This is a genomic window from Treponema medium (assembly GCF_017161265.1).
Lineage (GTDB): Bacteria > Spirochaetota > Spirochaetia > Treponematales > Treponemataceae > Treponema > Treponema medium.
This window is the reverse complement of the sequence record NZ_CP031393.1, coordinates 219,465-246,099: the sequence shown is the minus strand read 5'-3', so window position 1 is coordinate 246,099 and position 26,635 is coordinate 219,465. Positions and strand designations below refer to the sequence as shown.

At 45.9% G+C, this 26,635-nt stretch carries 18 protein-coding genes, 1 tRNA gene and 1 pseudogene; 9 read left to right on the top strand and 11 right to left on the bottom strand.

Annotated features, from left to right (window positions below; genetic code table 11):
- Window positions 1–43 precede the first annotated feature (43 nt).
- Both DWB79_RS01080 and DWB79_RS01075 read left to right on the top strand, forming a co-directional pair.
- Window positions 44–1,771, top strand: a complete 1,728-nt coding sequence (locus tag DWB79_RS01080) for an AMP-binding protein (RefSeq protein WP_016522214.1) — start codon at window positions 44–46, stop codon at window positions 1,769–1,771.
- A 95-nt stretch (window positions 1,772–1,866) separates the two neighbouring features.
- Window positions 1,867–1,939 (top strand) — tRNA-Asn (locus DWB79_RS01075).
- A gap of 297 nt (window positions 1,940–2,236) precedes the next feature.
- On the opposite strand, the gene DWB79_RS01070 is transcribed toward DWB79_RS01075, so the two are convergent.
- From DWB79_RS01070 to DWB79_RS01040, 7 genes are all read right to left on the bottom strand, one after another.
- Window positions 2,237–2,554 (bottom strand): HigA family addiction module antitoxin, encoded by a 318-nt coding sequence (locus tag DWB79_RS01070; RefSeq protein WP_016522213.1) that lies wholly within the window; start codon window positions 2,552–2,554, stop codon window positions 2,237–2,239.
- On the bottom strand, window positions 2,529–2,810 hold the full coding sequence (locus DWB79_RS01065) for a type II toxin-antitoxin system RelE/ParE family toxin (RefSeq protein WP_040858928.1): 282 nt from the start codon (window positions 2,808–2,810) through the stop codon (window positions 2,529–2,531). The genes DWB79_RS01070 and DWB79_RS01065 overlap by 26 nt, the downstream gene beginning before the upstream one ends.
- Window positions 2,811–3,009: 199 nt before the next feature.
- Window positions 3,010–4,452: a TrkH family potassium uptake protein gene (locus DWB79_RS01060; protein WP_016522211.1), complete on the bottom strand. Its 1,443-nt coding sequence runs from the start codon at window positions 4,450–4,452 to the stop codon at window positions 3,010–3,012.
- Window positions 4,449–5,852 carry a Trk system potassium transporter TrkA gene (trkA, locus tag DWB79_RS01055; RefSeq protein ID WP_016522210.1) on the bottom strand — a complete coding sequence of 468 codons (1,404 nt, stop codon included), beginning with the start codon at window positions 5,850–5,852 and terminating at the stop codon, window positions 4,449–4,451. The genes DWB79_RS01060 and trkA overlap by 4 nt, the downstream gene beginning before the upstream one ends.
- 173 nt (window positions 5,853–6,025) lie before the next feature.
- The gene (locus tag DWB79_RS01050; RefSeq protein WP_016522209.1) at window positions 6,026–9,868 is read right to left on the bottom strand and encodes a right-handed parallel beta-helix repeat-containing protein; all 3,843 of its coding nucleotides are present in this window, start codon (window positions 9,866–9,868) and stop codon (window positions 6,026–6,028) included.
- A 320-nt stretch (window positions 9,869–10,188) separates the two neighbouring features.
- Window positions 10,189–11,397 carry a peptidase T gene (gene pepT, locus DWB79_RS01045; protein ID WP_016522208.1) on the bottom strand — a complete coding sequence of 403 codons (1,209 nt, stop codon included), beginning with the start codon at window positions 11,395–11,397 and terminating at the stop codon, window positions 10,189–10,191.
- Window positions 11,398–11,411: 14 nt separating this feature from the next.
- Window positions 11,412–13,199: a DEAD/DEAH box helicase gene (locus tag DWB79_RS01040; RefSeq protein ID WP_016522207.1), complete on the bottom strand. Its 1,788-nt coding sequence runs from the start codon at window positions 13,197–13,199 to the stop codon at window positions 11,412–11,414.
- A 223-nt stretch (window positions 13,200–13,422) separates the two neighbouring features.
- Here DWB79_RS01040 and nifJ point away from each other — a divergent pair, with 223 nt between their 5' ends.
- The 5 genes from nifJ to DWB79_RS01015 all read left to right on the top strand — a co-directional run bounded on the left by nifJ (window position 13,423) and on the right by DWB79_RS01015 (window position 21,294).
- Window positions 13,423–16,977 carry a pyruvate:ferredoxin (flavodoxin) oxidoreductase gene (gene nifJ, locus DWB79_RS01035; RefSeq protein WP_016522206.1) on the top strand — a complete coding sequence of 1,185 codons (3,555 nt, stop codon included), beginning with the start codon at window positions 13,423–13,425 and terminating at the stop codon, window positions 16,975–16,977.
- Between the two features lie 309 nt (window positions 16,978–17,286).
- A complete protein-coding gene (locus tag DWB79_RS01030; protein ID WP_016522205.1) occupies window positions 17,287–17,511 on the top strand; it encodes a hypothetical protein in 225 nt (74 codons plus the stop codon).
- 23 nt (window positions 17,512–17,534) lie between these two features.
- Window positions 17,535–19,364 carry an ABC transporter permease gene (locus tag DWB79_RS01025; protein WP_016522204.1) on the top strand — a complete coding sequence of 610 codons (1,830 nt, stop codon included), beginning with the start codon at window positions 17,535–17,537 and terminating at the stop codon, window positions 19,362–19,364.
- Window position 19,365: 1 nt separating this feature from the next.
- On the top strand, window positions 19,366–20,475 hold the full coding sequence (locus DWB79_RS01020; protein ID WP_016522203.1) for an ABC transporter ATP-binding protein: 1,110 nt from the start codon (window positions 19,366–19,368) through the stop codon (window positions 20,473–20,475).
- A 39-nt stretch (window positions 20,476–20,514) separates the two neighbouring features.
- A complete protein-coding gene (locus DWB79_RS01015; RefSeq protein ID WP_016522202.1) occupies window positions 20,515–21,294 on the top strand; it encodes an inositol monophosphatase family protein in 780 nt (259 codons plus the stop codon).
- On the opposite strand, the gene DWB79_RS01010 is transcribed toward DWB79_RS01015, so the two are convergent.
- Window positions 21,284–22,159 (bottom strand): ketopantoate reductase family protein, encoded by an 876-nt coding sequence (locus DWB79_RS01010; protein ID WP_016522201.1) that lies wholly within the window; start codon window positions 22,157–22,159, stop codon window positions 21,284–21,286. The two genes, DWB79_RS01015 and DWB79_RS01010, sit on opposite strands and share 11 nt — an antisense overlap.
- A 72-nt stretch (window positions 22,160–22,231) precedes the next feature.
- Between DWB79_RS01010 and DWB79_RS12230 the strand changes: the two are divergent.
- Together DWB79_RS12230 and DWB79_RS01000 are read left to right on the top strand one after the other, a co-directional pair.
- Window positions 22,232–22,330: pseudogene (locus DWB79_RS12230) on the top strand (NAD(P)H-dependent oxidoreductase); the annotation flags it as partial.
- Window positions 22,331–22,367: 37 nt separating this feature from the next.
- Window positions 22,368–23,285 (top strand): restriction endonuclease, encoded by a 918-nt coding sequence (locus tag DWB79_RS01000; protein ID WP_016522200.1) that lies wholly within the window; start codon window positions 22,368–22,370, stop codon window positions 23,283–23,285.
- Between the two features lie 77 nt (window positions 23,286–23,362).
- Here DWB79_RS01000 and DWB79_RS00995 read toward each other — a convergent pair whose 3' ends face one another.
- The 3 genes from DWB79_RS00995 to DWB79_RS00985 all read right to left on the bottom strand — a co-directional run bounded on the left by DWB79_RS00995 (window position 23,363) and on the right by DWB79_RS00985 (window position 26,620).
- Window positions 23,363–24,241: a DUF4261 domain-containing protein gene (locus DWB79_RS00995; RefSeq protein WP_016522199.1), complete on the bottom strand. Its 879-nt coding sequence runs from the start codon at window positions 24,239–24,241 to the stop codon at window positions 23,363–23,365.
- A 457-nt stretch (window positions 24,242–24,698) separates the two neighbouring features.
- Window positions 24,699–25,193 carry a methylated-DNA--[protein]-cysteine S-methyltransferase gene (locus DWB79_RS00990; RefSeq protein WP_016522198.1) on the bottom strand — a complete coding sequence of 165 codons (495 nt, stop codon included), beginning with the start codon at window positions 25,191–25,193 and terminating at the stop codon, window positions 24,699–24,701.
- Between the two features lie 62 nt (window positions 25,194–25,255).
- A complete protein-coding gene (locus DWB79_RS00985) occupies window positions 25,256–26,620 on the bottom strand; it encodes a hypothetical protein (protein WP_016522197.1) in 1,365 nt (454 codons plus the stop codon).
- Window positions 26,621–26,635: the final 15 nt, after the last annotated feature.

Sequence of the window (26,635 nt, the reverse complement as noted above, 5' to 3'; positions counted from 1 at the left end):
AGTTTTTAGAGATGTCTAGTACCTTGTAGGGGGAAAACTGCCTATGCAAACAATCAATGAACTGGGAACTTATACCTTTCAAGCGATGCTGGAGAATAGCATCAAGCGGTTTGGGGAACGCCCTGCGCTTTCATTTGTGTCGGGCGAGCCGATATCATACAAAGAAGCTGATAAGCAGATAAAACAGCTGCAGCAGCGTTTATATCGCCTCGGTGTCAATCCCGGCGATAAGGTAGCAATCTATAGCCACAGCGTTCCTCATTGGGGAATCGCCTATTTTGCCATTGTGACGATGGGCGCCATTGCTGTGCCGCTGTTGCCGGATTTTAACGATAAAGAGGTTAAGGCTTGCCTTGAGCATTCAGAAACAAACATGATCATTGTTTCTGAAAAACTGATGAGCCGAATACCCGAAAGTATTTCCGTTCTCATTGATATTCAGGACTTTTCGGTTAAAAAGGGTACGGAAACAAGAGACGGCAACCCTCCGGCTCATACCTGTAAAGAGGATGATACCGCTTCCGTTATTTATACGTCCGGTACGACGGGGCGTTCTAAGGGTGTGGAACTTTCGCATAAAAACCTCGTTTGCAATGCAATCGCAGGGCAATCCTGTCAGCGTATAAATGAATACGACAGGGCGCTTTCTATTCTGCCGCTTTCGCATGTATATGAATTTACGATCGGTTTTTTGATGTTCTTTTTAAACGGAGCCTGCGTGTACTATCTCGAAGGGATCCCTTCTCCGCGGATACTCCTGCCTGCTCTGTTGAAAGTGCGTCCGACAATGATGCTAAGCGTTCCGATCGTTATGGAAAAAATTTACCGGAACAAGATACTTCCGGCTTTGACATCCTCATCGTTCCGTGCATGGTTGTATCATACTAAGCTCGGCAAAAAAATCCTAAACCGCCTTGCCGGAAAACAGCTGAAAAAAACATTCGGCGGACACTTAAAGTTTTTCGGCTTGGGCGGCTCGAAAACCGATACAACCGTTGAAGAATTTTTGAGAGATGCTAAATTTCCGTATGTTATCGGGTACGGTTTGACGGAAACGGCGCCGCTTATTGCCGGTTCAACCGTTCGCCAAAGCGTTCCGGGCTGGATCGGTTACGCTATTCCCGATGTCGAGGTTAAAATTGATAACCCTGATCCCAAAACCGGTATCGGCGAACTGCTGGTCAAAGGCCCGAATGTGATGAAGGGGTATTACCGCGACCCGGAACTCACAAAAAATTCGTTTACCGAAGACGGTTGGTTTAAAACCGGTGATCTTTTTGTGATGGATGAAAAAGGTCATCTAGCGATTAAGGGCCGGTCGAAAAATATGATTCTCGGTGCCAGCGGCGAGAACATTTATCCTGAAGATATTGAGTTTGTGCTGAATCAGCATCCGCTTGTAACGGAATCGCTCGTGGTTGAAGGGGAAAAATCTTCACTTGTCGCCTATGTACAGCTTGATGAAGAAAAGCTTGCTGCCGCCGTGCAAAAAGAGCAAAGTCAAAACAAAGAAAGCTCTGCCATTCAAAATCTGCAATCTGCCGTAGCAGACGCTGTTTCGGGTTTGACGGATGCGATGGCTTATAAACGAGCGGAAATTTTAAATGAAATTAAATTCTTCGTTAATTCCAGTGTGAATAAGATGTCGCGGATCGATAAGATCGAACAGGTTGAAGCGTTTGAAAAGACCGCTAGCCAAAAGATAAAACGATACCTGTATCATTTTAAGAATCGCGGAAAAAAGGATACCGAGGGGGCGGCAGGGGAATAATACACTTGCCGAAGCTATAGGATCTAATTTTCTCCGAGATGCTTGACATTTTTTTCTATTTTCGGTATAAATTTGTCCATAGTTATTTATCACTTTCCCCTGTAGCTCAGTAGGCAGAGCAAGTGGCTGTTAACCACTGGGTCCGTGGTTCGAACCCGCGCGGGGGAGCTTCCAAAGCTCAAACAGTCATACTGTTTGAGCTTTTTTGTTTTTAATACGCCGATGCGCGGCGCTGAGGTTGTTGAATATTAAAACCGGATTTAGCCTTAAACGATTTATGCCTTAAAAATTGGAGCTCGTGCAAGGGATACGAGTCTGTCTAACTAACTCTTAACCTGTATTTGTGCCTTTGCCATCGCGCACAGCGGCGGCAAAGTTGGCGTAAAACTTGCGGTGCTGTATAGGCGCATTAAGCAAGTTTTATGATAAAACAAATGTCAGGTTGAAACGGGGGGGATAGACAACTTAGGCATAGGCGTACATTTTTATTGTTTCAAATTCTAGAGAGTGCTTCTTGTTTTCTTCTTCTAAATCATATAGATTCTGAAGATTGAGCCAGAATTCTGCTGTCGTTCCAAAGAATTTTGAAAATCTGATAGCGGTATCCGCAGTAATTGAACGCTTTCCGTGAATTATTTCTGAGATTCTTGTTTCAGGAACATTGATTTCTTTTGCCAGACGATATGCAGAAATGTTCATTGCATCTAAGAAATCTTCTTTAAGAATTTCTCCTGGATGAATATTGGGTAATTTTTCATCAGTGATAATCTGTGATTCTAACATTTTCTGCACCTCCATTTTCAAACTTAAAGATAATTCTCCATTGATCATTTATTCTGATTGAATAAAATCCGTCTAAATTCCCAGCAAGTTTTTCTAAACGATTACCTGGAGGGATCCTTAAATCTTCTACAACTTTTGCAGCTTCAATCATTCGAAGTTTTCTTCTTGCAACATTTTGAATCGTCATCGGTAACTTTTTACTTTTATTACCTTTGCATATTGCTTCTGTTTCCATATCATCAAAACTTCTTATCATATTTCTATACTAATGCTAAACAGAAGTATTTGTCAAGGAGTGTAAAATCAACAACCCCGACGCTTGCGTCGGGGTTGTTGATTCAAAAAACTAAGTTACTAATTTTAGTTTTAAGCTTTAATTTATAAAAATATATCCTATTTTTAAAGTTACAGTTTATCGTGCCGTAAGGCATCTGTCTAACACAAGATTATGAAGGTTACCGGCGCCAGAAGGCGGGTACGCACAAGATAACGATGGTATAAAGCTCCAAGCGGCCTGCCAACATAGAAAAAGAAAACAGAACCTTTGCCCAATGCGGAAAGAATGAAAAATCTCCACCGCTGCCGATTCTTCCGAATGCAGCGCCGATATTGCCGACCAACGTAAGCGCAGCTGCTATGCCGGTAAGGATGTCTGCGCCGGTCAAGGCTGCCGCTAAAAATGTTACCAACAGACACACAAAATAGACAAATATAAAACCTGCAACGCTGTATACAACGTCTTTCCGTCCCGGGCGGCGATTCAGTTGGATGCTGAACACGCCGTGCGGATGCAAAAGTCGCTGCATTTCGTTCAAGGCCTGCTTACGTAAAATAACCCAGCGAATAACTTTGATACCGCCTGCCGTTGAACCGGAACACCCGCCGACAAACATCAGTAAAAAGAGGAGCGCTTGGGCAAACGCAGGCCATGCGCAGTAATTTACAGTAGAAAATCCGGTGGTTGTCATAATCGACGCAACATGAAAAAAGCTGTGACGAAAAGCGGCTGCTATGCCGTAAATCGGCACAAGCACTAACGCCACACCGACTCCTGCACAAAAAGCGATACGGATATACGCCCGCAATTCGGAATTTCTAAAAAATTCTTCGGGTTTTCCGGTAAAAAGGTGAAAGTAGAGGCTGAAATTCACGCCTGCCAAAAACATAAACACCGTACAGATAATTTCAATAGCTGCCGAGTTATAATACCCGATACTGGTGTTTTGGGTTGAAAAGCCTCCGGTTCCGAGCGTAGAAAAACTATGGCACATTGCTTCTAAAAACGGCATTCCTGCAATACACAAGAGGATTATTTGCAATACTGTCATTCCCAAGTAAATAAACCAGAGCGCTTTTGCCGTATGCGTAATTTTTGCCGTTACCTTTCCTTTATCAGGGCCGCTTGTCTCACTTTTTATCAGCTGAAAACCGCCAACGCCGAGCAACGGGAATAACGCCACGGTTAACGCAACAATCCCCATACCGCCAAGCCAGTGCATTTGCGTACGCCATACGCGCAGCGCCATCGGGTAGCTTTCGATATTCTGTAAGGCGCTTGCGCCGGTTGTCGTAAACCCAGAAACCGATTCAAAAAACGCATCGCTAAAGTGCGGCACAAATCCCGAAAGCATAAACGGAACAGCTCCCAACAAACCGGCGCCAAGCCACGCGGAACTCACCAAAAGGATTCCCTCTCGCACGGTAAGCCGGATCGGTTGCCGCTTCGTCTTGATAAATAGAAGAAGTGTTATTGTCCACAAAACTGCCATCGGTATAAAAAATGCCGACAGCATGTTCCATTCATGCATATAAACAGCAACGGAAACCGGAATCAAAAAACTTCCGGCAACAATCGAAAGAATGATGAAGATGATGGTTAAACATTGGAAGAATTTCATTTTTTACCGGCAAAATACTTAATAACTTCGTCGCTTTGTGCAACTTGTACGATAATGGCGAGTTTATCATCCGCTTCAAGGACGGTATTACCATCGGGGATACGGCAGCCTGTTTCATTCGTAATGAGCAGAATCAGGAATACGCCGGGCATCGCAATATCTTTCAGACTTTTCTCTACCGATTCCGACTGATCGGAGATAATGACCTCGACTATCTCAAGTTCACCTGCGCCCATCGTATGGATACGGGTAAGATGTTTACCTCCCAGATGGCTCATAATAACATCAACTGTAACGTCCTTTAACGGAATTGCAACATCCACACCGATTTTATATGCTACGTTCGACATAACAGAGCTTTGCACAAGCGCAATGGTTTTGGGGATGCCGAGTGTTTTAAGATATGCAGATGTAATCATGTTTAATTCGTAGTTTTGTGTCGCATTGATAACGAGATCAAAAGAATTAAGGGCAATTTCTTCTATAAATGATTCGTCGGTAACATCGCCGCTGTAGATGCGCGCTTCGGGATACTCAGCTGCTGCCTGTTTTGCAAGGGCGCTGTCTTTATCGATAATGGCAACTTCCCAGCGGGACTTTGAACGGAGTCCGAACAGGCGTTTAAACATACCAAACGAATGCTTTTCGATAAGGCTCGCTGCAACCCGCTTGCCAACCTTCCCGATACCGACCAGTGCAATCTTTTTGATAGGTTTAACTGTGAAGCCCGCAAGCGCATAAAACCGTTCAATATAATTCGGCAGCGTTAGGATTGAGATTCTCATACCGGCATGAAGCACGGTTCCGCCTGAAGGGATAACGGTCTTATTCTCATCCTCTACGGCAACGACAACAAAAGGGCCATCGATAGTAACAGTGCGAATATTTTGCAGTGTAACTCCGTCCAGCTTGCTTCCTGCACCGATGGTAAAACAGGTGAGCTGATACGGAGAATTTTCAAAGGCGATAATATCGCTCACCGCTCCGTGCTCAACCGCATTGATGATAGCAAGCGCCGCTTCTTGGTCGGGATGCACCAAAAAATCGATACCCAATGTACGGTCTTTTCCGGTGTTCAGCGACGCGACATAGTTTTCGTTTCTTACGCGGGCAATTTTCAGCACCTTGGGGGCAAGAGATTCTGCAACACCGCAGATAATCATATTCAGTTCGTCACTGTCGGTAAGGGTAACCAGCGCGTCTGCCCGTTGGATACCGGCCTCGGTTAACACTTTCGGATCGTTGCCGCTCGCTTCCGTTACGATACAGTCTAAACGGTTGGCGGCATGGCGGGCGGTTTCTTGATTTTGTTCGATAAGAACTACATTGTGCTTTTTTGCGATTAATCTTCGGGCAAGCTCAACCCCTGTTACGCCCGCACCAATAATAATGACAGTCATTTGCAATGATACTAACACAAAAGCATCGGGATGGACAGGGGTACATTGATGGGGAACGCTCCCATTGATAATTCTTAATGAAGATTACCAACGGGAATTCCTATTGGGCATTTCTAAAAACTTAGGTATAGTTTTTACCCTGATCGTCTCTTTCCCGCTATTGCGTAGTACCGTTAGGGGTAAGGCTGTGTCGTGGTCAGTTTACCGTCCGAGCCGACATACCAATTTTGACTGGGATAGCCCCCCGGCGTTACCGTGAACTTGCGGTAGTTGTTGTTAACATCACCCTGCAATACTGGCCTGGTGGAATACGCGACATAGTTTGCATCTTCCATTGAGATACGCGCAACTTGCGAAGCGCTTAAGTTACCAGTAATACGAATATATGCATTGGGCACTAAATATACGTCGTTTTTCCCTTTCTCTGTACCTTCCGAAGGAGTAATTACACTAGCACCTTTTAATGTAAGAGTATTACCGGAAATAGATACACCTCCGCCAGTGCTTGTTGCTTCGCATTCCGTAATTTTAGTATTGTCCAACACACAGGCGCCGGCATACTGGTGGATATAAATGCCGCCGCCTTGTCCATTGTCTGGAGCTGTGTTATTGTTGAGTTGTGCATATTCCAACGTAACCTTCCCTTTATTGTAGATACCTCCGCCCGAGCCATAATTACCATTGACTACACAGTTACTAATAACAACAGGGTTAGTATCGGTTCCTTTTACGATTAATGTTCCCATATCGGCTTCGGCATTAGAGTTCGGATCGCCGACATATATTCCGCCGCCGCCGTGAATTGTAGAGCCATTGGTCACCATATTATGCCGGATAGTAACACCTTCTTTAATCGTACACTCAGCCTTTTTACCCACGGAGATACCGCCGCCTGAAGTTTTTGCCGTATTGCCTTGAGAAGCGTTATCGCCGCCGATAGTACAGCCTGGCTCTATAATAAGCTTTGCGCTACGTACCGCGATGCCGCCGCCGCTTTTAGCGCTATTTCCCGAAATACGAGCGCCGTCTTTTAACGTCAGCGTACCGTTTACAGAACCGCTTGTATTTGTTTTTATGTAAGCACCGCCACCGTTGTAATTGCCTGCGTTATTGCCCGTAATAGTGCCGCCCTTAACGGTATACTTTGAGTTATCGTTATAGCCGCCGCCAAAATATACCCCTGCACCGCCATTGTTAAAATAAGGATCCGAAGCCGTACTTGTAAGGTTATTATTTTCTACGGTAACTTTATCCAAAACTCCCGTTATATGTGATGTTCCATTAGAAGGGTTGAATGCAATACCGCCGCCACGCAAACCTGCCGTATTTCCCGAAATACTTGTCTCAGTTATAACAGCTTTCGTGTTGACACCGCCCGATGCAGCTACACATATTCCACCGCCTTCTATATCTGCCTCGCAGTCCATAATAACGCAGCCCTTTATCGTTAGCTCTTTAATACCCTTACAGTAGATACCGCCGCCCATACCAAGGTCGCCTCCTCCCGCAGCCTTGCCGTTTTTAAGAACGATATTTTCGAGGGTAAGCTTTGTATCGGAGCCCGTTACATTAAAGATACGGTGTGCATTTGAACCGAGTTCTTCCTTATTTGCGTCGAGACTATCGTATCCACAGCCTTTATTACCGCGTATGGTGATGCTCTCGGTTACAGAAATCTCGCCATAGTTACCGGGATCAGTAGTAGCTGTAATTTCACCATCTACAACAATCGTATCACCTGCCTCCGCATCAGATATTGCATCTTTGAGACTCTCCCAAGCATAGGCGCCGCCGCCGCTTATCGCCGTTCCTTTTTTCAATATAAGCTCTTTATCATCGTCGTTCGAAATTAATACCCAGCCCTCCGCCAGTGAGCCCGCCTCTATTAAACGGAAATCATAGTTATATAGAGCAGCATACCCATTAGGTAGCTTTACCAAGGTTGTATTCTTTTGAGCATCATAGTCCTGCGGCTCAATATTGATATAGAAACCTACCGCAAAGTTAAAAGCACCTTGAGAAGCGGAGCGAGCTCCTAGACACAAGGTATTTGACCCTGCCGTATTGTTTCCAATCTGTGTTCTACCGGTTACAGTAAGTGCAGCGCTACCGGAAGAGGGCTTACTCAGGTATATTCCAGAACCTCTATTGGTGGGTGATTCCGTATTAATTGTATTTTTTTGCACTGCAACTCCGTTGAGTGTGCAGCTCCCTTCGGCTAGGAATATTCCCCCACCCATGCTTGCGTGATTTCCGCTTCCTGCAATAGTACTTCCAACCATTCCGCCATTTATTGTTAAGATGCCTTTACTGTCAATACCTCCGCCGCTATTTGCTGCTGTACACTCCTGCACAATACAGCCGGTCATAGTTAAGGTCCCGCCGTTTTCGATCAACACCGCGCCGCCGCTTCCACTCACTCCTGTACCTGCCGCTTTACCGTTTTTGAGGGTAAGGTTTTCAAGTATCAGTTCACCGCCATTTTTGATAGTGAAAATACGATGGGCACTCGTACCGAGCTCATCTTTATTTGCATCGAGTATATCGGTATTTGCATCACTGTTCTTGCTTTTTATCGTAACCTTCTTGGTTATTTCGATTGCACCGCTGTTACCGTCAGCACTTGTTGCCTTTATTGTGTCCTTTATAAAGATACTGTCTCCATCTTCAGCTACTGCAACGGCAGCTTTTAGCTGTCCCCAAGCGTTCGGTCCCGCGCTTATTTCCATTTTGTCATTGCGTGCCATTTTATAGTATACGACTACATCCGAAGTCTTATTATAGCCCTCTTTTTCCGCCCATACCGTAAGCTTATATACGGCATCGGGAACGGCAGGTAATTCTATCGTTTGAGGGGTTTGTCCGGAGCTTTTGCTTACAACCGAACTGTTGCGTTCCAATTTATAGTATACCGTAGCTCCGGTTGTAGCCGTTGACACTCGCAGTAATACCTTTCCCGTACCGGGTTGATATACTATTTCATGCGGCTCGGCTTCACTTCCGCTCTTCATTGTTGTTGTCCAATTGCCGGTCTGAACATCTATATGTACCGGACTAACTTTATTGATACTGGTAGAAGTAACAAGTTCATCTTCGGAAAACAGCCCAGCCTCATCTTGCAGCCGAAACCGGTACTGCTTTACCGCGCCGCGAACTTCGACATCCGTTTTTACGCAAAGAATCCATTTTTCAGTTGAAGCCGGTAATATATCGGGCGTTACTCCTGATTCAACATCTACAAGCTCTAAAGCTACTGCATTACTGTATTCCAACAACCGCCCGCCTGCGCCGTTGATATCGAATCCGCTTTTGTCTGCCTTTACCGTTAACGGTATCGAGGTGTATGAGCCGGAGCCTTCAGCGATAGAAAGCTCTGCAATATCTTTATGCAGAAGGTCTGATCCGTTTATCTCCGTATCCATACCCGACACTTCAAGGAACAACACATAGTAATGCTTGCCGTTTACATCGGCTGCAGCGGTTTTACCGATTGCTCGATAGATAAGATTGGGCGGAGAGGTATTTGCTTTTACATTGAGCTTAAATGTTTCTGGAAATTTTCTCCCGTCTTTAGCATACAGCGTAATCGTCGATCCGATATTCTTTTTGCCGTATTCATGTTTTTGTAAAAATTCCTTTTTATATGTGAGCGTTAATTGACTGTATGAATCCTGTGTCAGTTCATAATCATCGGGTTGTTTTGGGCTGCTTGTCGTTGTGCCTGCAATGTCTGTGGGAAAAACGACAATATCGGTAGGGGCGTCTGCATCTCGCGGCAGTTTAAACTTGAAGTTTTTGGGATTGCGAATGGTAAATGTTATCGTTACATTACTTGATGAAGGAATACTCTGTATTGTGTCTTTATCGGTTCGTACCGTGATTGCAGGATCAAAGGCAGACCGGACAATTGCAGCCTGTGTTGACCAATAACTTAAATAGGTGTCAATATCGGCCTGATAATTTTCACATCCGGCACATAAAACAATGGCTGCCAAAAAAATAAGAAGTTTACGCATAGGAGAAACCTCCTTCTTTTCATATTAAGCTCAGTAGAGTAGGTACTGTATCCACAGTTCCTGTTTTACAGGTCGCGATGAGATTTACTAACGCGACACTTACACTGCTCCATCCATCTTAGCCGGATACTATCATAATATCGATTAAAGGTAAATTACACAAAGCCGTTCCTTAACCTAGGTATAACTTCGGCAACCAAATAGGGTTGCCTCGTTAACCGGTGAGTTTGCCGGATGGCAAACTCATCGGTTGGATGATTTTTCACTGCTGGAATCAAAGCACAGTCTGCAGTATTATGAAGTACAAGAAAAAGCGTATCCTAACTTACGGCATTTTCGATAATACGGATGAGTAAATCGATTCCTTTATAGATGGAGCTTACGGGGATGCACTCAAAACGGCCGTGGAAGTTAAAGCCACCGGCAAAGATGTTAGGGCAGGGGAGCCCCATAAACGAGAGTCGAGCGCCGTCCGTTCCTCCGCGGATAGGATGAATAATCGGTTTAATACCGATATCTTCCATAGACTTCTTCGCAAGGTCGATAATTTCGATATGCGGTTCAATTTGTCCGCGCATATTATAGTAGCTGTCTGTAATGGAAAGCGTGATGATGGCTCCGTATTTTGTATTCAAAAAAGCAACGGCATTTCGCAGCAGCGTTTTCTTTTGCTCGAATTTGTCGGTAGAATGGTCGCGGATGATGTACGACATGGAGGTGTGATCCACTGCGCCGTTAAGGTGAGTAAGCAAAAAGAAGCCTTCGTACCCTTCCGTATATTCGGGCTTTTGTTCCACCGGCAGCATAGCGTCCAACTCGCCCGCAACCCGCAGCGAATTGATCATGATGTTTTTTGCCGTGCCCGGATGGACGTTTTTCCCCTGAATTTCGATTTTAGCGCTTGCGGCGTTAAAGTTCTCGTACTCCAGCTCGCCGATTTCTCCGCCGTCGATGGTATACGCAAAATCCGCACCGAATTTTTTTACGTCGAAAAGATCTGCACCTCTGCCGATTTCTTCATCGGGGGTAAAGCCGATTTTAATCGTACCGTGCTGCACCTGCGGGTTGTCGCGGAGATATTCAACCATTCCCATAATGATGGTGATGCCCGATTTATCATCCGCACCCAAAAGCGTGGTGCCGTCAGTGGTGATAATGTCTTCGCCGATAAGCTTGTTGAGGAACGGAAATTCCTGTACCGTCAGCGAATAGGTTTCGTTTAGTTTAATATCGCCGCCTTTATAGTGCACAATCTGCGGATTGACACATTTTCCGTCCAAGTCGGGCGCGGTATCCATGTGTGCAATAAATCCGATAACCGGCGCTTTTTTATCGGTGTTGGCAGGGATTGTTCCGTAGACATATCCGTGCGCATCCTGTTCGGCATCGGCTACGCCCAGCTCGTGCAATTCCTGCACCAACATCTTTCCAAGCTCAAGCTGTCCCTTTGTGCTGGGGCATTCGGGATTATCTTCATTCGATTTGGTATCGACTGCAATGTATTTAAAAAAGCGTTTTACTGCATCCATTTTATCATCCCTCCTTACTTTCCGGTAAACAGTTTTTTCAGCATACCGAATATGCCCGTTTTTTGTTTTACGGACTGAGTGTGTGCCGAAGACTGTACCGGCGCCTTTCCGGTTCGGCTCCGCTGTTCCGGCATTCGGTCTTGGTTCTGCCGTCTTTTTTGCTTTGAACCCTGCCGTGTATCGCCCGTTTGGGACGGAACGTATTTATCACCCTTGCGCCGCTTTTTCTCAGGCTGCCCCTGCCGGTTTTTAGTGCGGTTTGCGGTTGCTCCCGTCTTTCCTTTCTTGTCGGCAGTGGGCTGAGCATTGCGGCTTTCTTTGGCGCTTTCCGTACCCTCGTTGGTATCCGCAAGGGCGGCGCTCTCCTGTGTGGCAAGTTTTTTTCCGTACTGTTTTTTGTAGTATGCCATCCGCTCTTCAAAGCTCAAGCCGCCGAGTGAGTCGGCAGATTTTCTATCGGTTTTGTCTTCTCCCTGCGCACCTTTCTTTTTACGCTTTGAATCGGCAAGCCGGGACGTAGGTTTCGCTGTTTTAGCGCCGCGTCGGGAGTCTCTCTCATCCCGCCTCGATTTTTCACCGGGGCGCGGCTTGCGTCCGAACCGTCCGCCGGATCGTTCTTCGTCAAAGGAATCGCGGTCAAGCCGTATATACTGATCGGCGCTGCGGTCTTTTTCAAAATCCTCTTCGCCGGGGATAACAACCGGTATCTTTGCTTCTATATATTTTTCGATATCGGGAAGGTTGTACACGTCCTGTTCCGAGCAGAGGCTGTACGCAGCGCCGGTCTTTCCTGCCCGCGCCGTTCTGCCGATTCGGTGCACGTAGTTCTCCGCCTCATTCGGAAGGTCATAGTTGATAACCATTGCGAGGTCGTTGATGTCGATTCCCCGCGCCGCGACATCGGTTGCAACCAAACAGCTGAGTTTACCCGCCTTAAACGAATCGATAATATGCAGCCGCTTCGGCTGAGGTAAATCGCCGATGAGGAATTCCGTTGCATAGCCGTTAATGCGCAGCCGCTTTGCAACAATCTCCGTTGTCTTTTTGGTATTGCAGAAGATGATGGCATTCTCCGGTTTTTCGTTACGCAAGATACCGAGTAGCAGGGACATCTTTTGCTCCGCAGCCACGTGGAACAGCTTCTGGTTGATTTCATCAACCGTCACATTATCCGCATCGATGGTGATTTCTTTTGCATCGATGGTGTATTCCCACGCAAGGTTTTTTACCCACGTATTTAAGGTCGCGCTGAACAGCATCGTTTGCCGCTCTTCCGCCTTGGACAATACCGAAAGGAGGCTGCGCAGATCAGGATAAAAGCCCATATCAAACATACGGTCTGCTTCGTCAACGACTAAAAAACCGACATTTTTCAGCTTCATGGTTTTTGATTTTTCAAGATCGATAACGCGGCCGGGGGTACCGATGATAAGGTCTACTCCGTTTTTAAGCGCTTCTTCCTGCTGCTGATACCCGACGCCGCCGTAAAAGCTCGCGGCACGGATCCCCGTATGTTTACCTAATTTAAGCGCTTCTTCTTCGACCTGTACGGCAAGTTCCCGTGTGGGAACAAGAATCAAAGCGGGGCGGCGGTCTTCGGTTCCTGCAGCAAGCATCCGCTGCATCAGCGTTACCAGATAGGCAGCTGTTTTTCCCGTACCTGTTTGGGATTGTACATAAAGATCGGAACCGTCCATTCCTGCGGAAAACACCTGCTCTTGAACCGGAGTGCATTCAATATAACCGGCTTCTTCAAGCCCCTGTAAAAGAGTGGAATCAAGATTACAATTAGAAAAATTCATTTGCCGATAAGTATAGCACACAGGCGTCGTTATGAATAGCGGATTAAAAGATTTTTACCTTGATAAAACTCTGTTCAAAATGCATTTAAACGGCAAAAAGAAACTATCATCCAAGTCTTGCACTTTTTGCATTAAAAGACTATGCTGTTTGCAAATCGGATATATTATATTGAATAATATAGTATACACACCTATTCACACCATACTTTAGAAGGACGATACTATGCCTGAAAAAAAACTCGTAATGATTGACGGTAATACTGCCGCCGGTCACGTTGCGCATGCGCTCAGCGAAGTTATCGCAATTTATCCTATCACGCCGTCAAGCCCGATGGGGGAAGTTGCCGATGAGTATTCCGCCCATGGAAAGACTAATATCTGGGGAACCGTGCCGCAAGTTGTCGAATTGCAATCCGAAGGAGGAGCTTCCGGAGCTGTTCACGGTGCATTAACCACGGGAGCGCTCTCTTCAACCTTTACCGCATCACAGGGTCTCTTACTGATGATCCCCAATATGTACAAAATTGCCGGTGAGCTTACCAGCACGGTATTCCACGTTGCAGCCCGTGCTCTGGCAACTAGCGCACTCTCCATCTTCGGTGACCATCAGGACGTTATGGCATGCCGCCAAACCGGTTGGGCAATGCTGGCTTCAAACTCCGTACAGGAAGTTATGGATCTCGCGATTATCGCTCATACTGCGACGCTCGAAGCGCGCGTTCCGTTTCTCCACTTCTTCGACGGCTTTAGAACCTCTCACGAAATTCAGAAGATTGAAGAAGTTTCGCAGGATGTGATGCGTCAGATGGTCAATGACGATCTGGTACGCGCACACCGTCTCCGCGGCTTAACGCCGGAAAAACCGATGATTCGCGGAACCGCTCAGAACCCCGACGTATACTTCCAAGCGCGCGAAGCGGTTAATAAATACTATCTGGCAACCCCCGAAATCGTTCAGCGGGTTATGGATAAATACGCGACCTTAACCGGACGCGCTTATCACTTATTCGACTATTACGGCGATCCCAATGCGGAATCGGTCATCATTTTGATGGGTTCCGGCGCTGATACGGTAGAAGAAACCGTAGACTATCTGAATAGCCAAGGTAAAAAGTACGGCTTACTCAAAGTACGCTTATACCGCCCCTTCAGCGCGGAAGCCTTTGTAAAAGCATTGCCCGCTTCCGTACAGAATATCACCGTACTCGACCGCTCGAAAGAACCCGGTTCGCTCGGTGAAGCGCTCTATGAAGATGTACGCACTGCAATCGGCGAAATGCAGGCTGCAAAGAAATGCCCCTTTACTCACTATCCCGTTATCCTCGGCGGCCGCTACGGTATGGGTTCAAAAGAATTCACCCCGGCAATGGTGAAAGCCGTATTCGATAATATGGAAGGAGAAAAGAAGAGCAACTTTGCCGTCGGTATCGAAGACGACGTAACGCATGTAAGCCTTGCCTACGACCATCACTTCCATGTTGACGATTCCGGTATGCATCAGGCTATGTTCTACGGACTCGGCTCGGACGGTACGGTCGGCGCCAACAAGAACTCCATCAAAATTATCGGTGAAGCGACCGACAACAACGCACAAGCCTATTTTGTGTATGATTCCAAGAAGTCCGGATCGATTACCACATCGCACCTGCGCTTCGGAAAGAAAAAGATTCGCAAACCCTACCTTGTCGGACAGGCGGACTTTATTGCGTGCCATAAATTCACCTTCCTTGAAACGTACGATATGCTCAAGAGCCTTAAAAAAGGTGGTACTTTCCTGTTAAACAGTCACTGGAATAAGGATGAAGTATGGGAGCATCTGCCGATAGAAGTGCAGAAAGACCTTATCGCGAAAGAAGCGAAGTTCTACGTTATCGACGGTGTCAAGATTGCGGAAAAAGCGGGTATGGGCAACCGTATCAACGTCGTTATGCAGACCGCATTCTTTAAGATTTTCGGTATTCTGCCGGAGGACGAAGCGGTAGCGCTGATTAAGAAATTTATCGAAAAATCCTACGGCAAGAAAGGGCCGGAAATCGTTCAGAAGAACATCAAAACCATCGATATGGCGCTTGAAGGTGTTGAACAGGTTACCTACCCCAAAGAGGCAACCAGTAAACTTTCACGCCATGCTGCAATGAGTGCCGATGCGCCGGAGTTTGTCCGCAAGGTATTGGGTAAAATCGCTATCAACGAAGGCGATGAGGTAAAGGTAAGTGAAATTCCGGCAGACGGTACCTTCCCGACTGCAACTACTCAGTATGAAAAACGTGCGATTGCAGAGCATATCCCGATTTGGAAGAGCGAACTCTGTATTCAGTGCGGTCAGTGTACCGTTGTGTGTCCTCATGCTGCTATCAGAATGAAGGTCTACGACAAATCCAATATCGACCATGCGCCTTCCGCATTCCGTTCTATACCGTATAAGGGCAAGGAATTCGATAATTCCCTCTTTACCATTCAGGTTTCTCCCGAAGATTGTACGGGATGCGGTATCTGTGTGGAGCAGTGTCCTGCAAAGTCTAAGGAAAATCCGGCGATTAGAGCGATTAATATGGAAGGCTTTGTCGAGCACCGTGCTGTTGAATCGGAAAATTGGAAGTTCTTTATGAGCCTTTCCGACCCCGATACGCGCAAGGTCAACTTGAGCCAGCCGAAAGGTATCGGTATGCGCCGCCCGCTCTTCGAGTTCTCCGGCGCTTGTGCAGGTTGCGGTGAAACTCCCTATATCGGTGTTCTGTCGCGACTTTTCGGTGATCGTGCCGTTATTGCAAACGCAACCGGTTGTTCTTCCATTTACGGCGGTAACCTCCCTACAACTCCGTATGCAAAACGCGCGGACGGACGAGGGCCGGTATGGTCGAACTCCCTCTTTGAAGATGCTGCCGAATTCGGTTACGGTATGCGCTTAACCAGCGATAAGCTTGCGGAATACGCGCGCGAAGTTGCCGGAAAACTCAAAGAGAAGGGTGTTGCCGTTGCCGCTATCGATAAGGTACTGAGCAATACGCAGGCTGATGATGCGGCAATCGACGAGCAGCGCGTCTTTGTCGATGAGCTGAAAAAAGAATTGGAAAAATCTTCCGACCCGCTCGCAAAAGAACTGTTGTCCTTGACCGATCACTTTGTTAAGCGTTCCGTATGGATACTCGGCGGTGACGGCTGGGCGTATGATATCGGTTACGGCGGCTTGGATCACGTGCTTGCTTCCGGTAGAAACATCAACGTACTGGTACTCGACACGGAAGTGTATTCCAACACCGGCGGTCAGATGTCAAAGGCAACGCAGATCGGCGCTATCGCAAAATTCGCCGCATCCGGTAAGGAGACCAGCAAAAAAGACCTCGGTATGATGGCGATGAGCTACGGCTATGTGTATGTTGCGCAGGTTTCCATGGGTGCAAATATGTCGCAGGTTATCAAGGCGTTCCGTGAAGCTGAAAGCTATGACGGGCCTTCGATCATCATCGCATATAGCCATTGTATCAACCACGGTATCAACATGACGAAGGGTATGTCGAACCAGAAAGAGGCTGTTACCTGCGGTCTGTGGCCGTTGTACCGCTACGACCCGCGCTTAACGGATCAAGGCAAGAACCCCTTCCAGCTTGACAGCAAAGAGCCGGACTTTAACCTTGCAGACTTTATGTACAAAGAAGTACGCTTCAAGTCGTTAAAGAATGCAAACCCCGAACGTGCTCAAATGCTGCTTGATAAAGCGGTTGCGAAGGCAAAGCGGCGCTGGCAGGAGTATAAGTATCTGGCCGATCGCCCGTTCTAAGCGGATACTGAATAGAGAAAACCTCTAACGATCAAACGAGATTGTTAGAGGTATTCAGTGATGTAACGATAAAAACAAGCCGCTTGCTTCCGGTTGGAGACAAGCGGCTTTGTTATGAAAGGCGCTGTAAAAGTTTTGCGGCGCCTTTTTTTATTCGTGAAGAAGCATCTCCGATGTATCGCGCCGTAAAACACGAGGCTTTCTACCAGCCTCCCGAAGCCCCGCCGCAAATAGTTTAAGGCAGCAAGATAAGCCACAAGAGTATTGAAAAACCATCTCCTTTCATATTTTATAAATTTTATACACAGATTGCAAAAATCAACCGACCGTCCGTATACGGCGATGCTCTTTATTAACTATCTGTCAACCGCAGAAGGCATTGCAACCTATCAGGAAGGGAATGGGGTATATTCTACAAATAACACGGTACAACAGGACATAGATTCGTTACTCGACGGATTTGTACTGGAAAATTATGCCGATATAAAATCCGATTGGGCATCGATTGTCAAACTTCTTGAAGGGTATAATTGATTCGGTTTGTATCTTGTATATATATGAAACCTATGACACTTACCGTGAAGAGGGCCGGCAACAAGTTAAAAGCGTTTTTCTCTCAGCCCTCAAATATCATTCTTACCGTTGCGCTCATTTTACTCGGTGTAACGACTATCTTCCCGCTCATTTCGATGATTATCGAAAGTTTTACCGTACATTTACGAGAGGCTTTATTTCATGGAGAGCCGGCGGGAAGCATATCGCTCAGCGGATGGAAATCGCTTTTACTCACGTCGGAGTATAACTACAGTAAAAATTACTTTTACGTTCCGCTGTTTAACTCAATCTCCATGGCGTTGATTGCGTCCGCAGTTGCGATTGTTATCGGCGGAGTATTTGCATGGTTTATCAACCGGACGAATATCCCGCTGAAAAAACCGATATCGGCGTTGCTTTTATTTCCGTACATTATGCCGTCGTGGACGATTGCGCTTTTTTGGCACAATATGTTTGCTAATGTAACGGTGCACGGATGCAGTGCCAATGGCATTATCGCTTCGTTGTTCCATATCTATGCGCCGGAGTGGTTTGTCTACGGACGGTTCCCTATTGGGATGACGCTCGGTATTCACTATGCGCCGTTTGCCTATATTTTGATCGGCGGTATTCTGAAAAACATGGATGCCAACCTTGAAGAAGCGGCAACCATTCTAAAAACGCCGCGCTGGAGAATCCTTACAAAGATTACCTTACCGATTGTAGCGCCCGCGATGATGAATACGTTTTTGCTGGTGTTCGCCAGTTCCGTAAGCGTGTATGCCGTACCCGTTTTTCTCGGTACTCCTATCGGCTTTATGACGTTAACTACCTCGATGACCTATTTTAATCAGGCATATCCGGCGCAAGGCTATGCCGTCGGTATCGTGCTGGTAGTATTAGGGTTATTCGTACTGGGCATCAACAACCTGTTTACCGGAAAACGAAAGTCATACACAACGGTAACCGGCAAGAGTTCGCAAGTATCATTCATCAATTTGAAAGCAGCGCGGCGGCCGCTTGCAGCAGCAGGTCTTCTTATCGTCTTCGCTATCTCCATTCTGCCGATGATCACCTTTGCACTGGAATCGGTACTGAAAAGCGCCGGTAATTATACACTCGGCAATATGTCGTTTAATTTCTGGATCGGTGATCCCAATTCGCAAGCTCTGCAAGCGCAATACTATAACTGGGAAGGCGGTATTTTGGTCAATGCGCATGTATGGAGTGCGCTGTGGCATAGCTTACTGCTCTCACTTGCCTGCGCACTGATTGCCGGTACGTGCGGACTGTTGGTCGGCTATGCGGTTGTAAACAAACGGCATTCCAAGCTATCAAAAATCGTGAGCACACTCGCGTTTATTCCGTATCTTATTCCTTCGATGGCGTTCGGTATGGCGTACCTTGCCCTGTCGGTTAACTGGTCGTTTTTATACGGGTCGTTTTTTCTGCTCGTGTTAGTCGGTGCTATTAAATATATGCCTTTTGCAACGAAGTCCGCTACAGGCGCGATGCTGCAGCTGTCAGGTGAAATAGAAGAAGCCACAATTTTAACCAATACGCCGTGGTGGAAACGGATGCTGAAAATTATCTTTCCGATTCAAAAACCGAGTTTCTTGTCGGGATATCTTTTGCCGTTTATCTCGTGTATGCGCGAACTGTCTTTGTTCGTGCTTTTGATTGTGGATAGCAATTTCATTACAACAACCCTGCTGATGTATTACAACGAAAAAGGATATTCTCAGTACGGCAATGCGTTAAACTTATTGATTGTCATTATCGTGCTGCTTATCAACTGGGTGGTGAATAAATTGACAGGCGCAAGCGTTACGAAAGGCATAGGAGGAAAATAAGATGTCTGAGATTATATTGGAACAGGTGACAAAGCAATGGGGAAAATTTGTCGGCGTTGATAACCTCAATATGACAATAGACGACCGTGCATTTGTAACGCTGCTTGGTCCTTCCGGTTGCGGAAAAACGACAACGCTCCGGATGATTGCGGGACTGGAAACGCCTACATCGGGAAAGATTATTATCGACGGCACACCCGTCTTCGATTCGGAGAAAGGAATCAATGTGCCGCCGTCAAAACGGAATGTCGGCTTTTTGTTTCAAAACTATGCGTTGTGGCCGCACATGACGGTGTATCAAAATATTGCATTCGGCTTGCAAAACTTAAAGTGGGATAGCCGGCGCATCAGAGAACGGGTGGCGGAGCTGCTTGCCTTGCTGAAAATCGAGCAATTTGAAAAAAGATATCCGAGTGAGCTTTCAGGCGGTCAACAGCAGCGGGTTGCCATTGCGCGAACGCTTGCTCCCAATCCAAAAATTTTATTTATGGATGAGCCGCTGTCAAACCTTGATGCAAAGCTGAGGACGGAAATACGGGTTGAACTGAAACGGCTGCACAGCACTACCGATTCCACATTTGTGTATGTTACGCATGATCAGTTGGAAGCGATGACGCTTTCTACGAAGGTCTGCATTATGGAAAAGGGACTGTTAAAGCAATACGCCGCTCCGCTTGAGATGTACAATAAGCCGTCGTGTATATTTGTCGGCGACTTTATCGGTAATCCTACGATGAATTTTATCGAGGCGGAATACCGTAAGGGTACCATTCAATTTTGCGGATTGCAGGCGGAGTTTGTCAGCGATACGCCGCTCCCGTTTGAAGAAAAAAGCGTTATTCTCGGCATTCGTCCTGAATATGTGCAGATAAGCGAACACGGAAGCGCAGAGGGAACCGTCTTTTCAACCTTACCTGCGGGCATGGAAACAACCGTTAAGATCAATTCACACGGCACCATTCTTACTTCCGTTGTGTTCGGCAGTGTCGATTATGACATTGATAAAAAAGTCTCATTCGATTTTTCCGGCAACTCCATCATCCTCTTCGATAAAGAAACCGAAGCAAATATTGCGATGGGTCACTTGGGCATCTCTAAAACTCAAGGTTAGTTTTTAGGGGTTCACACTTACAGTTTAATGGATAGCAGCATGACGTCAGAAACATTACATCACCTCTACGATTATTTGGTTCCGCTGGTAACGGGAGCCTATCGGGAAGCATCACGGTATAGTGTTCAAGGAATTGAAAAAAAAGAATTGAACGATATTGCCACGTTTACCGACCGGTTTATGGAACAAGCAATTGTAGAAGGCATCCGGCAACGCTTTCCCGAGCATACGTTTATCGGCGAAGAATACGGCGAAAACCGCGGGGAAAGTCCGTACGAATGGCTTATCGATCCGATTGACGGTACGGTGAATTTTGCTGCCGGTATTCCAATGTTCGGCACAACGCTCGCCTTGCGGAAAAATAAAGAAACGATTTTCGGTATCATATTCGATTGGCCGAATAACGCTATTTACTACGCAATCAAAGGAGAGGGTGCGTACTGCGGCACTGTGAAACTGCGGGTGTCGCAGCGTTCGCGGCTTGACGAATCGATTGTCAGTATTTGCTTAACCTCGAGCTATAATGCCGAATACAGCGGAAAAGTACTCGACCTTATACAAAAATTGCAGCCGCATGTACGCGGCATACGGATAATTGTTTGTACGGTCTATGAGCTTATCTGGCTTGCAACCGGCAAAAGCGAAGCGATGATTAACGTCAAGCCGTCAATGGGCTTAAGTTCCTGCGCCGGTAAGTTGATTGTCAGCGAAGCGGGCGGTAAGGTAACCAATCTATCGAATAAGCCGCGACAAGAAATCGATGATTTATTAATCACCAACTCGGTTATCCATGATGCAGTGTATAACATTATTGCGTAGAAAGATACCGATATAATTGTACATGCAGCCGATTCATTTCATCGGGAGCTTTCATTGAGTGCCGGTACATAAACATATATCCGAAACGGCTTTTGAAAATGAGTGTAAAAATATGCTGTAATATCCGAACGGGCAAAAGCCTTAAAAGATACATCTTCGGCGGTGAAAGTTTTATGCCGAAACGGTACAATGTTTGAAGGTTCTTTTTTATTTGCCATACGGTGTCATACATAATGTTCGATTCTTTCCAAACCGTTTCCGGATTTTTTGCTTTATAATACGCATCGGCAATCGGAACAACCATCGCCAGATGACAGAGCTGCCAGCAGTGCATATCTTTTACAATCCCATGCGGTATGTTCGATGCGGTAAAAAGAGCGGCAAGTTTTTTCAAGCGTTCGGATTTATTTCCATTGATTTCGGCAAAGGTTGTAACTTGAATAATACGCGGCGTAAAGTCCGCGTTAAGGATGCCGTTTTCATAACTGCCGCCTGCACCCGGAAATGCCGGTATAATACGTCCTGTTCCGCAAATACGTTCCCAATTACCGTACGGTTCAAGCGTATTGACCATTGTAACAATATTCGGGCTGATATTGTGCTTCAACTCTTGTAACGCCGTATGTACCTGATTTTCCTTTACCGTTAGAAAAATAAAATCATACCAATCATCATTTTCCAATGTACCGATAACGGTAACATTTGCTCTGTGGATGTTGCCGTTTTTCTCATACTGTAGACCGAGGGTTCTCAGTGCTTTAAGCCTTTCCCCTCGCGCGTACACCGTGGTGTTATATCCTGCTTCAGCAAACGCAGCGGCATACAAACTGCCGATTACACCTGCACCGTAGATTAAGAGTTTCATTTTACTACCTGTCTCATACTCGTCAGTTTCCTATCGCCAGTATAGAACATTTTTATCTTTGATGGTATGCTCATAGACAGCAACGCGGGATATAGCGAAGCTGCACGGCAAGCGGTAGAGCAGAGCGCACGGGACTATTTAGCTTGGTTGGATGTACTGCAACAAGCGTAAAGCGTTTCTTGATATCGACCACATTAGGAGGGAAACAATGGCAATTCCAACGTATGAAGAGTGTATGCTACCGCTTATGAAAATTGCTGAAGACGGTAAAGAACATTTATTTAGAGAAGCTACTGATGTATTGATAAATCAATTTAATTTAACTGAGAAAGAAAAACAAGAATTGCTCCCAAGCGGCTCAGCATTTGTTATTAATAATAGAATTGGATGGGCAAGAACATATTTAACAAAAGCAGGTTTGTTACTCAAAACCAAGAGAGGTTATTTTCGTATATCAGAAGAAGGAAAGAAGCTCTTGCAAAAGGAGCCTGCATTTATCAATACTAAAATGCTCAAAGAATATGATGCTTTTAATGACTTTCAGTCGACAAAAGGGTCTGACAATTCTGAAAATAATAAAACTGAACATAACATTGAACAAAGTATTACTCCACATGAATTGCTTGAAAGCGGCTATCTCAGTATAAAAAATGAATTAGCAAATGAGTTATTGTCTACAATTAAAAATATCAGTCCTCAAAAATTTGAAAAGTTAGTTATTGATTTATTGGTTAAGATGGGATACGGCGGTTCAATCAAAGAAGCTGCCACTGTAGTTGGAAAGTCCGGTGATGAAGGGATTGATGGCATTATTAAAGAAGATAAATTAGGACTTGATGTGATTTACATTCAAGCAAAGAAATGGGATAGCGTTACTATCGGTCGCCCCGAAATACAAAAGTTTGCAGGGGCATTGTTAGGAAAAAAAGCAAAAAAGGGGATATTTATTACTACTTCAACATTTACAAACGAAGCAAAGAAATATGTTACCGATATTGATGCAAAAATAATACTACTTGACGGAAAGCAATTAACGGAATTAATGATAGAAAATAATCTTGGGGTAAGCACACAAGATGTTTACACAATAAAACGAATCGATTCGGATTATTTTGAAGAGAATTAAAATCAAGGAAACTGTCAAAAAACTTTTGCGCAGTTAGTGTTAGCGGATTGCTTAAAATAATCTCCTCAATTCTTTTTTTATTCATAATGTCTGTTACCCGCAGCATAGACACCGGTATCTATATCGAGGACTTCGCGTATAGGCTGGATAAGCGATTCTTCGTAACGGCATATCCATCGCTCAGGCGATGCTGAACCGTCCGTTATGCCGCCGATAGTGTCGCCGGTTTCTATGGGGTTATCATTTATTAAAAGATACAACGCGGTGTTGTATGCATGATTTACCATCAGGTTCGGATCAAGTCCGTGAAAATGATATTGTAAGTCGGGTAAGAACAACAAGCTCATGCCGAGCGTATCGACAAGCATGTCTTCGCCGCCTTGAATAGTAAAAAAGCGGGCGTTCACGGCAAATTGAATAAAACGGTTTTCACGGGGAAGCATATAGTTGCGGATGGTTTCTGCGGTAAAAAGTTTTCCCGAATTTTCAAAATAAACGGCAGTACAGTCAGGGAAAAGCTCGACCAGTGCCTCCGTAAAATCCATATCGAGTTCAGCTCGCTCCGATGCGGGAAGCGCCGCCGCCAGCATATCGGTACCGATGAGTGCATATCGGCATTCGGACAAAATAGCATCTTTATCGTCTCCGCAGTCCCACATCTGGCTTTTGGTAAAATCGTCAATGGTATTTTCATCAAAGGCGGCGGGAGCAATCATCAGCATGGGCGGATACGCCCCATCCTTAAATTCCGCCCGATATCGAGTGGCGGCAAATTGTGCTACAGCAGTGTCCGAATCGTACGAAAAACATTCGGCATCTCCCAAGCGCTTTTGCATCACCGCTTCCATCTGTTCCCGAGCTGGTATTGTTACCGGCGCTTTAAACAAGAGCTTGACAATAAAAATGCCGCCGACTTTTTCTTCTTTGGTTAAATCCTGTTGAAAAATCTTATCCATATTTTCCCTTCTCATAAACCGACCCGTTATGACCGATAGTGAGGTAAGCATAACGAGTTCATTGTCCTGTATCGCACATATCAAGGTTTATTCGTGCGGAGAGTTTAGTACGCTGTCGCTATACCCCGATGCGCTGCGTCGAGGTTGTTTATTTTAAGCGGCACAGATAGTACCGTTTAAAAACACTGCGAGTTTGCTCAGCAGAACCGCCATAGATGGCGGGCGCATAAAACAGCAACGACGTTTTACAAAAATCCTATTTTTGTAAAACTCGCAAGGTAATGGCCAACACGGATGTTGCACATTACCGTAACATCGCGCTTATTTACGTGTGCGCGTATCACGTACGAATTGAGCAATCTCCAAAGTTGATTCGTAATCCGCTTTAGCGGATATTATAAAACGTTTCTTTACAGAATAGAGCCAAAGACTCTACACTTTGTTCACTTGTTCAATTTTAAAGAATTTTCTCCAACGTCAGCAATGCTCTTTTTTTATCAAGGCCGCCTGCATAGCCGGTTAAGTTGCCGTTCGCTCCGATAACGCGATGACAGGGTACGATGATGGAAATTCCATTATGACCGACTGCGCCGCCCACCGCTTGTGCGGACATACGGGATAGACCTCGCTGACGGGCAATCTGCTTGGCTATTTCACCGTAGGTAGTTGTATGCCCGTATGGAATAGTACAGAGGATATTCCACACTGCATTTTGGAAGTCTGTTCCGTTAAAATGAAACGGCACGGCAAAATCAGGTTCTTTTCCGGAAAAATAGACATCAAGCCATCGTTTTGTTTGCTGTAAGAACGGCGTTTCTTTTTCTTCATGCTGTTCTTCAAGATACTGAGCAAAAAACTTTTCGCCGTTGAACCACACGCCGGTCAAACCTGCGCTGTCTGCTGCCAGCAAAATATTCCCCAGCGGAGAATCATACCATTGAGTATACGTCATATTTATCCTTCCGATAGAACAAGACAATAGGTTTGCAGTTTTTAAAAGCTCCCTATTGCCGGTTAAAACTCATACGCGGCGGTAAACCTGATAAAGCTGTTACGAGAAAATTGTCCAAGGTTTCCGGTCTTTTTACCGCCGAAAATACCGATGTTACAATCCAAAAGCAAGGTTGCGAGCTGCCAGTGAATACCCGGCATAATACAGAAGTCTGCGTCCTCAAGCCCGACAATGGCGCCAAGCTTCCATTCCAAGGAATTACGCAAGAGCGTTTGCGATATGGAAAATGCAAGTTTTGTATCCGTTGCTTTTTTGCCGTATTCAACATCGTTGATTTGAGCAGCGCTTCTGTTATGATGAAGCCGAATGTTTTCCGTTGCGGTCAAACTCACGGTAAAGCCGAGCGGTGCGGAATAGACCGCGCCGATGTTCCACGCAAGCGACGGGTTATATATGGAAGGATTATTGCCTGATAAATCCGAGGTGATATTTGCGGCGAGTTCCGCACTGAGTGATACGGAGCCGAGCCCGACACCGTAGTCGATACCGATATGGTGATAGGGATTATAAAGACCGGTAAAGGTTACAGGGGAAAGGCCGCCTCCCGCCGGTTCCGCTGCAAACGCAAGCTCCGGCAGCCGACCGTAAAAATACTGAATGCCGAAGTCGTGTTTGCCTCCTACAGCAGCCGTAAGCCGCCCGCCGCCCTGCGAATATACGAGGGTATTCGTTTTAACTGGACGGGTAAAAAACGATGGGTCGGTTTGCACAATTCGGTCAAATTGCTGCGAATACCAGCGGTCGGTTTTTCCGGTAACGATGCGATTGCCTTCAAATACCGGCAAATATACGCCTTCCAGCTTGAGATCATACGGAAGGTACACGACAGCGGATATGAGCGGGCGGGCAATTTTCATCTCCTGCGGGGCATACATCAGCGTAAGGTCGGTTTTGTCGCGAGGATTGACGATATCAAGAACGCTTAAGCTTTCCGCCCGCCCCCAGTTCATCTTTTGGATGCCGCCGGTAATTACAGCCGAACCAAAGAGTATTTTAAGATATGCTTCGTCAATCCACGGAGCGATCTGGGGTTTTTCTGGAAAAACGGTCTGCGTTTTACCGAGTAGGGGGGCGAGGGTTTTACCATTCAGCTTAACACCGAAATATGCTTCCGTCATCGGCGCCGTTGCGTGAACGTGCAGCTTCCCCTCAACCAGCGATCCGGGTTGTACATCCTTAAAAGTCTTAAAATCGTTAAAATAAAACGAGCCGCCGAGGGAAAGCTTTCCGCCAATATCAATCGAAAAAGCACTGCTCGATTCCTCCTCGCTGTCAAAGCCGAAGTCATCGGAAGCCTCTTGCGCACTCAACGCCGCCGCGCAGCACAGACAAAACAAAATGCTTATTACTATGGAATTTTTTTTCATTTCGGTCTCTCCTTT